Source organism: Candidatus Uabimicrobium amorphum (assembly GCF_009002475.1).
GTDB classification, from domain to species: domain Bacteria; phylum Planctomycetota; class Uabimicrobiia; order Uabimicrobiales; family Uabimicrobiaceae; genus Uabimicrobium; species Uabimicrobium amorphum.
The window spans coordinates 1,983,237-1,996,499 of record NZ_AP019860.1; the positions used below are offsets into that span (position 1 = coordinate 1,983,237).

The following is a 13,263-nucleotide window of genomic DNA, read 5'->3' on the forward strand; positions in this document are numbered from 1 at the left end:
CTATCCTACACTACCTTCTAAACTAATTTTCAGAAGCTGTTGCGCTTCCAAAGCAAATTCCACAGGAAGTTCTTCTAATACTTCTTTACAATAACCATTTACGATGAGGGCAATGGCGTCCTCCATCTCAATTCCACGTTGGGCACAATAAAATAACTGATCTTCACCAACTTTTGAGGTTGTGGCTTCGTGCTCGATCTTAGCACCTTTGTTGTGTATCTCTAAATATGGAAACGTATGTGCACCGCAACGGTCTCCGATGAGAAGAGAATCACACTGCGAAAAGTTACGTGCCTTGTCGGCCGACTTAGCCACTTTTACTAAACCACGGTAAGAATTATGACTTTTCCCTGCCGAAATACCTTTAGAAACAATCGTACTCTTGGTATTTTTTCCTAGATGAATCATCTTTGTTCCGGTATCCGCTTGTTGGTAATTATTGGTAACTGCCACGGAGTAAAATTCACCGACAGAGTTATCTCCTTTGAGAATAACACTTGGGTATTTCCAGGTAATTGCCGAACCAGTTTCCACTTGTGTCCATGAAATTTTTGCACTTCGGTGACAAATTCCTCTCTTGGTCACAAAGTTGTATATTCCACCAACACCATTTTCATCTCCAGGATACCAGTTTTGTACTGTAGAGTATTTTACCTCAGCACTTTCATGAGCAATAATTTCCACTACCGCAGCATGTAACTGATTGTCTGCGAAACGTGGCGCGGTACAACCTTCTAGATAGCTCACATAACTACCTTCTTCCGCAATGATTAAGGTGCGTTCAAACTGTCCGGTATTTGGAGTGTTGATGCGAAAATATGTCGATAGATCCATGGGGCATCTTACACCCTTCGGAATGTAACAAAAAGATCCATCGCTAAATACCGCAGAATTTAGTGCCGCAAAATAGTTGTCTGTATGAGGCACGACACTACCAATATATTTCTTGATCAAATCAGGATGCTCTTGCAATGCCTCAGAGAAAGAACAAAAAATAATGCCTTTTTCCGCCAACTGCTCCTTAAAAGTTGTGGTAACGGATACGCTGTCAATCACCGCATCTACAGCTACTCCAGCAAGTCTTTTTTGCTCTAACAACGGAATGCCCAGTTTATCAAACGTCTCTTTAATTTTTGGATCAAGTTCGTCCAGGCTTTCTAATGCTTTTTGTTGTTTAGGAGCCGCATAGTAGTACGCCTCTTGATAGTCAATCGGTGGATATTTTACATTTGGCCACGTAGGCTCGGTCATTGTCTGCCAATGACGGAAAGCTTTCAATCTCCACTCTAACATCCACTCAGGTTCTTGCTTTTTTTCCGAAATAAGTCGTACGATATCTTCCGATAACCCCTTAGGAGCTATTTCGGTATCAATGTCGCTATGAAAACCGTACTTATATTCTCTTGTAGCAAGTTCTTCTATTTGCTGTTTAGACATATCAAATCTCTTTTTGTAATTTTAGTATTATTTTGTAATTTTAAACTGGACTAAAAAGGTCTCGTTTATGGTAAAATTTTTTTGGTGAAAGTAGTTATTACTGAATTTTGCTTTTAAAATCAAGAGAATTTTATTTAAAAGCAAATATTAATATGTTATATTATATCTAAATGAGACTAAATTAGTCAAGTTTATTATAAATAAATTTATCCGCACTTCACCAGATTTAAGAGTATGTTGTCATGTTAAAGTTTAATAAGAAGACGGAATATGCAATTATGGCACTTTTGCATATGTCGGAAAATAATAAACAGGTATGCTCTGTAAGAGAAATTGCCGAGAAATTTTCGATCCCCAAAGAACTTTTACGCAAGGTTCTACATGCCCTTGCCCAAAAAAACGTCATAGAATCAATACAGGGAGTTAGAGGTGGTTTCAAAATGACGAGATGTCTACATGATATAAGTGTTATTGAGATTATCAATGCCACACACAAACCAGTGAAAATCGTTGACTGTGTAGATAGTAGTGACTGCGAATGCCCACAAAACATTGAGTGCAATATAAAGGGTAGTATGTTATCGTTGCAAGACGAACTCAGTAGTTTCTTTAGTTCGATTACTCTTCAAGATCTACAGAACAAGAACTATCTACGTGAAACCTCAGAAAAGATATAGGATAGCCTTAGCTCCGTGCCACTGAAAAGATTTTTTGTTTGCAAATATTTCAAATATTAATTAAGATATAAAAAATTTAATTGTAATTTAATTGTGGTTCAAATAATCATTAAAAATTTTTTATCTAGAAAACAACACATTTCCTCTGTTCAAAATTTGATCACTCGTTAAATTCAATTTGTTCTTTCATTTCTCAAAACATCTTGCAAATTACCTCAAAGCAAATTTAAAGTCAGTTTTTTCACGCAAAACTCCAAATTGTTCAAGAATTTCCATAAACCTGATTTTAAATCCAGGGTACATCCACTCGAAAACAACCGATTTAGATTTATGCAGGAGACTACCCTCATTGAAAGATGTGACTATATCCTAAATATTTTGTATAAGAGAGGTCCTTTTGAAACAAACAAACACAACGTTTAATAATTACAATTTAACGAAAAACATTCTAAAAGATATTGCGGCAATGGGGTTCAAGACTCCTACCTCAATACAGGCAAAGTGCATTCCGCCCGCTTTAGACGGAAAAGATATTATCGGTTTAGCACAAACGGGTACAGGCAAAACGGCCGCCTTTGCATTGCCGATCATACAAAAAGTTGCTCATAACATGGACATGGCAGCTTTGGTACTTGCACCAACACGTGAACTTGCGCAACAGATTGCGCAGACTATCACAAATTTGGGAAAATCAAGCGGTGCACGCGTCGCTCTTTTAGTTGGTGGCACATCTATTAAAGAAGACTCTAAAGCTTTAGGCTCATGGCCAAATATACTTGTTGCCACACCTGGTCGACTCATCGACCACATTTTTTCGCGCACAGTTGATCTTTCAAAAATTGAAATCCTAACCATTGATGAAGCAGATCACATGCACGACATGGGTTTTTTACCACAAATCCAACAAATCATAGATGTATTACCCAAAAAACGCCAAACGATGATGTTCACAGCAACTATGTCCAAAAAAATTGAACATTTTGTTAGGCGCAGCATGCATCGCCCTAAACGCATAGAAATAGGAAGAGTAACTCCTGCGACACGCGCTGAACAAAAACTATTTCGCGTTAATGAAGACGAAAAGTTACTACTTCTCATGGACCTTTTGAGTCAGAAATCTCAACGAATTTTAATTTTCGCACGAACCAAAAGAAAAGTAGACCAGCTCGCTCGCCGTATTTCGGCACTGAACAAAAATGTAGCTCGTTTACATGGTGACTACGAACAATCACAGCGTGAGATGGCCATGGAAGGTTTTCGCAACGGCAAATACAATATTTTGGTTGCCACAGACATCGCTGCTCGCGGTATTGATGTTGCCAATATAGAGCATGTAATCAACTACGATTTTCCAAGTAGTGCCGAAGATTACATCCATCGCATTGGCCGTACAGCACGTGCGACATCTAGTGGCCTAGCAACGAGTTTTGTTACTCGTAGTGATTTATCTTGTCTGAAACATTTAGAAAAAATGATTTCTTCAAAATTGAAGCTGATCCATGTGGGATCAGAAAATTCAAAACCGTACGCAAACAAAAATCGCAAAAATCAGAATAAAAACAAACATTACAATCAAAAAAACAAAAACCACGCAAAGGGAAAATCGCAGTATAATCCAAGAAGGCGTGAAAACAAAAAATAATTAACTATTTCATTTGCAGAAAATTCCAACAACCTGCAACAATCCGCTCTTTATAAATGCGGATATCATTTTGAATGCGACCATAAATTTTAAAAAATGTTACACGGACAACAGCTCCGTAGATAAAGGCGGCAGAAACGCTACTTTCTTGTTCGGGAATCTCTTTGTTAGCTTTGCCGTCGTCAATGACTTTTATAATAACATCAATAGGAGTCCGCTGGTCGCATTTCATTCTTTTTGCGAAATTATGTTCTGATAATAGCAAATAAGAAAACAGAACCTGATCGTTCTCAAAAAACTCGTAAAATGTATCCACCATAATCCGAAGACGCTTTTGGATACATTTTTCGTCGGTAAGAATACTGTCTAATTGCGACACAAAAATATCTAAATTTTCAAAAAAGATATTCTGCGCCAATTCTTCCTTACTGCGGAAATAACGATACAATGTACCGCCAGCGGCATTTGCACGGCTGGCGATATCTTGAATAGTCGTTCCGTCCACCCCTTTTTCTGTAAAAACTTCCAATGCCGCACGTATAATAATATCTTTTTTAATAATCGGCCTTGCCATTGTTGTCCTCCTCAAAAACACCTTTGCTAAATATTTTTATTCATTTTAACAAACAAAGATGCTATAATCACGTATAAATGAATAAATATTCATTCATTATTTATATTGGGGAGAAAATTATGAGCATTTATAAATTGAAGTCACAATTCCAAAACCTACTGCGTCCTATTACACGGGGTCTAGCGCGTATAGGTGTTACCGCAAACCAAGTTACTGTTCTTGCAATGCTACTCTCTTGTGCTGTGGGTTTTGTTATGTACATGAGGCCTTCTTTGGGTCTAATGATTCTACCGATATTCCTTTTTGTGCGCATGGCACTCAATGCCATTGACGGAATGTTAGCTCGTGAGCACAATATGCAGAGTAAACTTGGTGCCATACTAAACGAAATGGGCGATGTTGTCTCTGATACGGCTTTGTACTTACCTTTTATTTGGGTCAGTGGATTTTCGTCTTTTACCATCATCACCATTGTTATTTTAGCCGTTATGTCGGAAATGATGGGAGTTGTTGCTGTGCAGATCGGTGCCAGCCGTCGTTACGATGGCCCAATGGGAAAAAGTGACCGTGCATTTGTGTTCGGTCTTCTTGCCATACTTGTATTTTTCGAGCTTCTCCCACAAAATTGGATTTTCGGTATTCTCATTGTCATTGTGCTACTTTTAGTATGGACAATCTTTAATCGAGCATATTATGCCTTGAAGGAGTGTAAGTAATGAATTTATCCAAAATACCACAAAACATATTATGGATGATGGGGGGAATTTTTGCTCTCTTAATTGTGGCCAATTTGATTACGTTTCTACTAAAAAAATTGCGTCCACAAAAAGATTATAATGAACTTCAAATGCGCATTCGATCGTGGTGGGTTATGGCAAGTGTTTTTGCCTTGGCGATGACGCTCGACAAAAGTATATCGTTGTGGTTTATGGCTTTTGTCAGTTTTCTCGCCTTTAAAGAATTTCTATCGATCATTCCTACAAGGCGTGTGGATCGTCGCGTAATATTTTGGGCGTATATGGCCATACCAATACAAACATGCTGGATTATGATGGGCTGGTACGATATGTTTATTATATTTATTCCCGTGTATATGTTTTTATGGCTCGCAGCGCAAATGGTACTTATTGGTGACACCAGTGGTTTTTTGAAAGCCGTTGGAACGTTACAGTGGGGACTTATGATTACCGCTTTTACTATTGGTCATATGGCATATATGCTCGTTTTTCCCAACGACTTTAATCCCAATGCCGGAGGAGGTGGGTTAGTACTTTATTTGGTCATATTAACACAGCTAAACGACGTATCACAGTTTATCTGGGGAAAATCATTTGGCCGTAACAAGGTCATTCCCAAGGTAAGCCCAAATAAAACATGGGAAGGTTTTTTGGGAGGTGTCGCGACCACAATAGCCCTCGCATGGCTTCTCGCACCTTTTTTGACTTTTTTTAGTGTAAGAGAGTCTATTATTGCTGGAGCAATTATCGCACTTGCGGGTTTTCTAGGTGATTTAACAATGTCCGCGATAAAAAGAGATTTGGGAATCAAGGACACGAGCCAGCTTGTTCCTGGACATGGTGGTATCCTCGATCGCCTTGACAGCCTAACTTACACAGCGCCATTATTTTTTCATTTTACCTCTTTTGTGCTTCCCAATTTCTAGGAATCAAAAATGTTAAAGCACATATTTTTTTATTTATGCGTAAAACCAATTATTCTGATCGGTCTAGGTTTAAATGTACGCAATTACGAGCGCTTTCCCAAAAAAGGTCCAGCCATTATCGTCGCAAATCACAATAGTCATTTGGATACTTTGGTACTTATGACGCTTGCTCCGCAAAAATTATTACGCAAGGTTCGTCCTGTTGCCGCGTACGATTACTTTTGTTCAAATCCCGTTTTCAGTTGGTTGAGCAAAAACTTTTTGGGAATAATCCCCATTAAAAGAACTCGATCAACGAAGGACGAAGACCTTTTACAGCCATGTTATGATGCTATTGAAAAACAGCAAATTCTCATACTATATCCCGAAGGCACACGAGGAAAACCTGAACAAATGGCGGAATTCAAGTCAGGTATTGCACGTCTTGCGCAAAAATATCCACAAATGCCCATTTGCCCGGTTTATATGCACGGATTGGGCAAGACATTACCCAAAGGTTCTTTTATTCCCGTACCGTTTTTTTGTGATGTATTTATAGGAGAGGCGCTAAAGTGGAATGGAGAAAAGCAGTCATTTGTGGATTCGCTGCGCAAATCCATTGAAGATTTGCAAAAACAGGGGCATTTTCCGGAGTGGGAATGAGTGGTACTATAGTTGTTTATGCGGTTTCCACCAATGGAATATTGTTGCGACAACTCCCCAAAATAGGCATATGATACCTAAAAATAAGGTAGAATGATAATGGCTTGCCAAGTGAGTCATACATTCATAGTTCATAAAGGCCGTGAACCATGCTTCATCGCGGTAGTAAATCAATTCACGTAAGGCCAACGCCGATGTGATCACAATAACACTACCAACGATCGTTGTGCACCAACCAACAACCTTACTGGTAAAGCTTACTTTGAAAACAATTTTCACCTGGGGGTCCAACCGGCGTAATTCATGAAAAGAAATACGCCAGTTTTTTACGAAAAAAAAGATCGAAATACTACCAAGTATCATCAAAAGTAAACCGCAGACCAACGCAGCTAAAAAGTGTATTTTACGGTCGCGCATCAAATGTGCGCTGTGAAAATCCTTTGTTAGTTTTTCTACCGTAAAATCACTTTGAAGGTGGGTAATGGTTTTTTCGACTTGTTCGATTTCATCCATTTCCTCGTCGGATATTTCATGGAGTTTGATGCTCGCAAGATTGAAACTATTTTGCGCGACAAGAAAAATTCCCAATTGTAGTAAATTAAAGGCTAAGAATATGGCCAAAATTGTTGGCCGCACCACATAGTGGGTGTTTTTCGAACGCGAAAACATTCTAGTTGCGTCTTCTTCTAAAAAATCGACGTGGATGCTGCACTTCGCTCAGTGCTTCTCGTACGGCTGGTATAACAGCATTGCGAATCGTCTGACGCTTCGTACGAAACTGCCGCACATGAAAGCCAAAAGCATCACGAAAACGAATTACCCCGCCACCTGCAGCAATGATTGCCGCACATTTTGTTGCCAAACGATACGATAAATATTCTGGTAAACCAAGTCCTGTGCGCCTATTAAATTTGAAGAATAAAAAACTATAGGCACTATTGAAGTCACCATCAGCACTACTTCCACCGCTTGCCACTTTAGCGGCAAACCGCAAAGCAAATAAGAACAGCCCACGATTTCTAATAATTTGAAAGCGATTTGTCGCTGGTCTTCGACGATTCGGATTTCGCTGCGTCTCCAAACGAATAATGGTAAAAAATGTACGGTCAAAAACTTGGAACGCACGATCTCCACCCACAGACGCAATATTTTTATACTTATTGGCCAAAGCACGCGCATCATTTACGGAAAACCCTGCTTGTTGTGCTTTACGGAATATGAAGCTAAAAAGTAGATTGAGTCCTCCGCGATTTGCAAATCTTTCCACGGGAAAGGAATGCTGCTGTAGGTACAATTCATCGATAAAGTCTTCAAAGTCGGTCAACGTCTTGGTGTTGTATTGGTACTCTATTGGCAAAAGTCCAAATTGAACGCGATTTCTTTCTAGGCTTACTTTTCTCTGTTCCTCTAGTTGCTTTCTTTGTTCCTCTTCTTTGATTTTCTGTTCTTCGCGTAGCTTTTTTTCTCTTTCTATTTTGAGCTGACGTTTTTGTTCTCTCTTCTTTTCGCGCTCTTCATCAATAGTAAGTAAGTGTAGTATTTCGTTTTTGGCATCTTCGTGTGCCGGATCAGCTTGAACTGTTTGATCGAGAACAATGAGAAGATCTTCTCGTGACAAACGTTGTTTTTTTGCCCACAAATAAAGCGCAAACCATCCTTCAGCATCATCTTCGGTGAGGTTGGCTTTGCGTTCGTTAAAAATCTCCCAAACTGTTTTACTGTTTTCAATCTCTCGAATTTGATCTTTGGGAATTTCTAGATAGCCATGTACCGTCTCCAGGACAATACTGTCGCTTTTATTTACGACGTTGCCCTCTAAGGATCGTCCATTTTTCAAATGGACAATGTCGGCATAACAGCTACTAATTAAAAAAATTATTATTAATGTTGTCGTTTTATTCATAGCGGCTCCCAAAAAGTAATAAAGCACTCTATTTAGATTATATTATACAATTGTACGTAAAGAAACGCTACCGAAAATTCACTAGAGTGGTGAATAACCTTCCCTTTACGAAGGGTAATGAGCCACTTGTAATCCTCTAACATAGCAACGGCAAAAAAGCTCTAGGCGAATCCAGATGTAGACTATATACAGATTATATTGTTTAAATACAGCGATATATTCCACGTAAAATGGTATAATTTTTTTTTGTAGCTATGTAAAATAAAACCTAATTTTTATAAAAAACTTCATTCAAAAAAGAAATAATCGTCTTCTTACTGCCTGCGCTACGATAGTGAACATAGCTAAGCAAACCCAAAGCATCCATTTTTTTCTTTAGTAGTACCCCAAATTGTGGATGGTGGATAGAAGTATTCATCGGTGTATCTTTTGCCAAAGGCGTTGTCGTTAAGTCTCCATGATAATACATAACTACCGGCGGATCATCATTACTCACAAAGTTAATTGGTGAAGAGTCGTAGGCTATTTTGCGTATTTCTGGTTTGTATATCTCATCAAAAGACTCAATACCGTAAAAGTCGAGTAATGAAGGATATACTCGTTCGTCTCCGCCAATATTTTGTAAAATCCAAATAGGATCTGTCGAAGTCGGAGCTTGTTTAGGTACGACAATCTGAACGCGTGTTGATTCACGTAATACGGGATCTTCATTCATCGGATCCGCCATGTCGTTTTTTAATCCCAGCCACAACCCCATTAAAGCACCTGCTGAGTAACCTAGTAGTGCCACTTTCTCTTTGTTTATATTCCATTTTTTTGCATTATGACGCACAAATTGCAAAGCTCTTTTTCCGTCGAGCATTGGAGCCGGGTACGGATGGGTAGTGACAAAACGATAGTTAATCGAAACAACCGCAATTTTTTTTTCCATACATTGCCGTAAAATAGGGTCTGTTTGCGCATACTTTTTATCCCCTGTCACAAATCCCCCCCCATGCATGTAAATTAGAACTGGCGTAGGTGTAGGAGAATCAATAACCCATACATCCATCACATTGCGTTCGTCTGGTCCATAAGATACATTTGTAAAAGTTGCTGGATATTTTTCTGCAGTAGCATAACTTAAAAAAATAAGTGCAAATATTAGTACTCTGTAACGCATTTGAACTTCTCCTAGAAATAAACTCGTGATTCGTGGGGTCGATATTTGAAAACGTAGGTCCACCTTTATTTTAGGGAACGGGCGGACACAAGGTCCGCCCCTACATTTCCACCTCGATTCCCATTTATTTTTTTCCGCTCATCACGTAACCTTGCAAGGGTATTTTTATCTTTGTTTGTTTTTCATCTGAGGTTTCAATCACAATGTGATCACGCATTTCGCCTGCCTTCATATTTTTCGAAGGTTTGCACACGACAATGATTTTATAATATTGATTTTTGATCATTTCTTCTTTGGTAATAGATAGCTCTGGCCAGGGAGAATGCATTGCTTTGATGGTGAAAGATTCGCCGTTGCGATGATAAATAAAAGCATGTCGCGTCTTGGGCTTGCCGTCACGTAGTAGTCCAAACGAAATTGTATCTGGACGTACCCCAATGTCACCTGCAACTCTTGCCAAAATCGCCACTTTGATCTTTTCATATCCGGGAATATTTGTTTCGATGCTCAGTTCGCCGTCAATTCGTCCATAGGGAATATCTTTTTTTGTGGTCAACACAATACATTTTGCCGGGCGTTTCCCGGGGTAAAATCCCGCATAGACATCATCTTTTACTTCAATGTCAAAATATTCGCCCTGTTGATCAAAAATATTTTGTTTGATTGCGATAATTTTAAAATCTGGATTGTTTTCGGGAGAAATCCACAATTGTTTTTTTTGCGTTGTTTCGCGACGGAATTCGCCGAAGCTCAGAAATTTATGTGATACGGTTCCTGTCTGTAAAACATCGGCATCGAAAGAGGCATAAACAATAGGTGTGTTCACCGAGTTTGTAAATACCTTAATTTGCCAAGAAGAATAACCTTTTTTCCCTCGTGGATCTAAATTTGCTTTTATTTTTGAAGTTCCCGCAGGGGAAACTTCTGATGGTGTAGGGTAGGCAGAAGAGCACCCACAAGAAGTCTCGACTTTTTCAATCACCACTGTAGAATTACTATTGTTTGTTATGGTAAAAACCATATCGATTTTTTTATTATCTGGTATTTTTCCTAAAGAAATCGTCTCAGGAGAAATTACCAAATCATCTTGAGCTGTTACTAACGCAACGAAAAATAATGCCAAGATAAATCTAAACATAAAAATCTCCTATTCATTTTTAGGCCAATGGCGAATTTTTTCTCGGTATTTGTTGTAGTCAAATTTTGGACTATGGTCTTTATCGTGACATACGGTACATGTCATCTCCCCTGTCGTTTTTCCATAACCTGGTTTAGGGTCGAAAGCATGTCTTGCGCCAGGACCATGACAATTTTCGCAACCAACATTAATTAGATAGTCACTTTCTTCCCAGTTGCGAAAGCCTTCCGCAAATTCATAACCAACCACATGACATTTCACACATTCAGGGTCGTGATGGTAATTTTGCTTTTGCAAAGTGGCAAAAGCATGCGAATGATCTTGTTTTGTCAACCACGATTGAAACTCTTTTTTATGACAAGATTTGCACATATCTGTTCCCACATAGCCAATAGGTGTACTTCTTTTTATTTCAAAATCCAACAATCGCGCTTCTTTTACGGTATTTTTATAGTTTGTCAGGATACTAAGAACTTTCTCATCGGCACCATGTTCGTTGGTAATTGCGATGTGCTCGTGTTTCCAACTAAATACGTTTTTTTCCCAAGAAAACCGCAAAACACCAGCGTAACGTCCACGATCCCCCGCACTCAAAACGATCGTTTTTTCTTGTGGTGTAAAAGGAGTTATGGGATTTTGCGCATCATTAATTAAAAATATTCGCCAAAAATCTCCTTGAGGAAACCCCTCAGAAACCTGCGAAGAGGTTTTTCCCCTTGCCATCACGATCACTAAATCAATGGATTTCTGTTGCAAGATCGTTTGTGCTTGTTGTTTATCTTGTTCGGTTTCTAAACGCAAAATGACAAATTTTTTGCCCCTAAAGTCACCAAAATATGGTTTGGGCACTGTCACTAAGTTCTGCTCTTGCTGTGTGACACAAGAAAATTCATACTCCATTACTTTTAACATCTTGCGATAGGTGGTAAATTTCATTTTCTGTTGCCGCCCACTCTTTTTCGTAGCAAAACCACCATCAATGAGCACCCATTTGCCACCGCTGTCGCGAAAATGGCGAATCCAACCACTGCGCTGTGCAATGCCGCCTGTTTTCATTCCTGTACAACCACAAGGCTCAAGCTCACCCGATGCCTCACCCGTAAACAGTATGTTTAAGGTATCTACTTGTTGTTCTTGCACGCATCCACACAAAAATAGCAGCGCAACGCAGCTCATAAATAAAAACTTTTGCATAGTACCCTCAAAAAGCACGGAATAAAATATTGGTAAATGTTGTAATGGGAACTTGTTCACGTGCATCCTCAATGGAATCAGAAAAACTTTTGATTAACTGGCGAATTTCGGTATATAGTGCATCATCTGCCATTAACTTACCAATGGTCCCTTCGCCTTTCTCTAAACGCGTCGCTACTTTTTGCAAACTGGCAATTGTATTCTTTAAATCTGCGGCCATTTGTTCGTCGTTAATAAGAACCCCCAGAGTTCCTTTACCGTTGTTAATGCCGTCAACCGTATTATTTACGTTATTGATCATGGTGCGCGCATCACTCAATGTCTTTTCTAACTCGGAATATAATTTGTCATCCATAAACAACTTGCCAATTGTACCTTCTCCGCGTTGAATACGTTCCGTAAGCTCATACATATTTTGCGATATTTTATCGGCATTTTTCATAGTATTTTTAATACTTGAATATAATTCATCATCGCGTATTAGTCGTCCAATTGTTCCCTTACCTTTACGTACACGGCTAGTGATTGCTGCGACATCCTGGGAAATTTGGTCAAGCCGTTGATAAAGTTTATCGTCGTATAGCAAGCGCCCAAGAGTTCCCTCGGCCTTTTTGAGACTTTCGGTAATATCGCGTAAATTTTTTACCGCGACGGAAATATCATCGTAGATTTTTCTTTCTCTTATTAGCAAACCAATTGTCCCATCGCTTTTTAAACTTTTTGCCACCTCTTTTAATTCGGAAATAAGCTCGTCCATTTCTGGATTATCGAGTATTGAGTGCTTGGCTTTACCTTCTAATTCTTGTACTTTTTCTGACTTTGCTGCAATTGCCGGAAATTGAACGAGAGGTTTGAGTTCCTCTTCTTCGCTGGATTCCCCCACATCAATGTCGATTAACTTCCCTCCGAGAGCACTCGCGTCTTTCACTTTAATGTGGTAACCATCATAAAGATTGAGTGGTTCTACTAAATTGATATCGACCTTTACACGTCCATCATCTTGTAGTTTTAGTTCAGAAACAGTCCCCACTTCCATACCCGAAGCAAGAACTTTATGCCCCACTTCCAAACCATCTACACGGTCAAAAATGATCGCCATTTTTGCACTACGCCCCTGTAGAATAGTAAAATCTTTAATGATAATTGTAAAAAGCCCCACAACAATAAAACCAACGAAAAATACAATTCCTACAATAAAATCGCGTTTGGTTGTACTCATTTTACTCTCCCG

Annotated in this window: 13 protein-coding genes; 5 read left to right on the forward strand and 8 right to left on the reverse strand. The window is 39.1% G+C overall.

From position 1 onward, the window contains the following. The gene (sufB, locus tag UABAM_RS07025) at positions 1-1,437 is read right to left on the reverse strand and encodes a Fe-S cluster assembly protein SufB (RefSeq protein ID WP_151967289.1); all 1,437 of its coding nucleotides are present in this window, start codon (positions 1,435-1,437) and stop codon (positions 1-3) included. Between the two features lie 242 nt (positions 1,438-1,679). Here sufB and UABAM_RS07030 point away from each other — a divergent pair, with 242 nt between their 5' ends. Both UABAM_RS07030 and UABAM_RS07035 read left to right on the forward strand, forming a co-directional pair. Further along, positions 1,680-2,114, forward strand: coding sequence for an RrF2 family transcriptional regulator (locus tag UABAM_RS07030; RefSeq protein ID WP_151967290.1), 435 nt, complete (start codon positions 1,680-1,682; stop codon positions 2,112-2,114). Positions 2,115-2,511: 397 nt separating this feature from the next. Continuing rightward, complete coding sequence (locus UABAM_RS07035) at positions 2,512-3,756, forward strand: DEAD/DEAH box helicase (RefSeq protein WP_151967291.1); 1,245 nt, start codon at positions 2,512-2,514, stop codon at positions 3,754-3,756. Positions 3,757-3,760: 4 nt separating this feature from the next. Here the strand turns inward: UABAM_RS07035 and UABAM_RS07040 are convergent, their stop codons facing one another. Continuing rightward, the gene (locus tag UABAM_RS07040) at positions 3,761-4,330 is read right to left on the reverse strand and encodes a TetR/AcrR family transcriptional regulator (protein WP_151967292.1); all 570 of its coding nucleotides are present in this window, start codon (positions 4,328-4,330) and stop codon (positions 3,761-3,763) included. A 119-nt stretch (positions 4,331-4,449) separates the two neighbouring features. On the opposite strand from UABAM_RS07040, the gene UABAM_RS07045 reads away from it, so the two are divergent. The 3 genes from UABAM_RS07045 to UABAM_RS07055 are packed head-to-tail and all read left to right on the forward strand — an operon-like array spanning position 4,450 to position 6,635. Then, the gene (locus UABAM_RS07045; RefSeq protein ID WP_151967293.1) at positions 4,450-5,046 is read left to right on the forward strand and encodes a CDP-alcohol phosphatidyltransferase family protein; all 597 of its coding nucleotides are present in this window, start codon (positions 4,450-4,452) and stop codon (positions 5,044-5,046) included. Then, positions 5,046-5,993, forward strand: coding sequence for a phosphatidate cytidylyltransferase (locus UABAM_RS07050; RefSeq protein ID WP_151967294.1), 948 nt, complete (start codon positions 5,046-5,048; stop codon positions 5,991-5,993). Before UABAM_RS07045 ends, UABAM_RS07050 begins: the two co-directional genes overlap by 1 nt. A 9-nt stretch (positions 5,994-6,002) precedes the next feature. Beyond that, positions 6,003-6,635, forward strand: coding sequence for a lysophospholipid acyltransferase family protein (locus UABAM_RS07055; protein WP_151967295.1), 633 nt, complete (start codon positions 6,003-6,005; stop codon positions 6,633-6,635). Between the two features lie 6 nt (positions 6,636-6,641). Here UABAM_RS07055 and UABAM_RS07060 read toward each other — a convergent pair whose 3' ends face one another. The 6 genes from UABAM_RS07060 to UABAM_RS07085 all read right to left on the reverse strand — a co-directional run bounded on the left by UABAM_RS07060 (position 6,642) and on the right by UABAM_RS07085 (position 13,251). Further along, entirely contained in the window at positions 6,642-7,304 is a 663-nt protein-coding gene (locus tag UABAM_RS07060; RefSeq protein WP_151967296.1) for a hypothetical protein, read from the reverse strand. A 1-nt stretch (position 7,305) separates the two neighbouring features. Continuing rightward, the gene (locus tag UABAM_RS07065) at positions 7,306-8,538 is read right to left on the reverse strand and encodes a hypothetical protein (protein ID WP_151967297.1); all 1,233 of its coding nucleotides are present in this window, start codon (positions 8,536-8,538) and stop codon (positions 7,306-7,308) included. Between the two features lie 268 nt (positions 8,539-8,806). Next, on the reverse strand, positions 8,807-9,700 hold the full coding sequence (locus UABAM_RS07070) for an alpha/beta hydrolase (protein WP_151967298.1): 894 nt from the start codon (positions 9,698-9,700) through the stop codon (positions 8,807-8,809). A gap of 124 nt (positions 9,701-9,824) precedes the next feature. After that, positions 9,825-10,838, reverse strand: a complete 1,014-nt coding sequence (locus UABAM_RS07075; protein ID WP_151967299.1) for a DUF1573 domain-containing protein — start codon at positions 10,836-10,838, stop codon at positions 9,825-9,827. Positions 10,839-10,847: 9 nt separating this feature from the next. After that, positions 10,848-12,032, reverse strand: coding sequence for a cytochrome c family protein (locus UABAM_RS07080; protein ID WP_173013171.1), 1,185 nt, complete (start codon positions 12,030-12,032; stop codon positions 10,848-10,850). 7 nt (positions 12,033-12,039) lie between these two features. Beyond that, positions 12,040-13,251 (reverse strand): MlaD family protein, encoded by a 1,212-nt coding sequence (locus UABAM_RS07085; protein WP_151967301.1) that lies wholly within the window; start codon positions 13,249-13,251, stop codon positions 12,040-12,042. Positions 13,252-13,263: the final 12 nt, after the last annotated feature.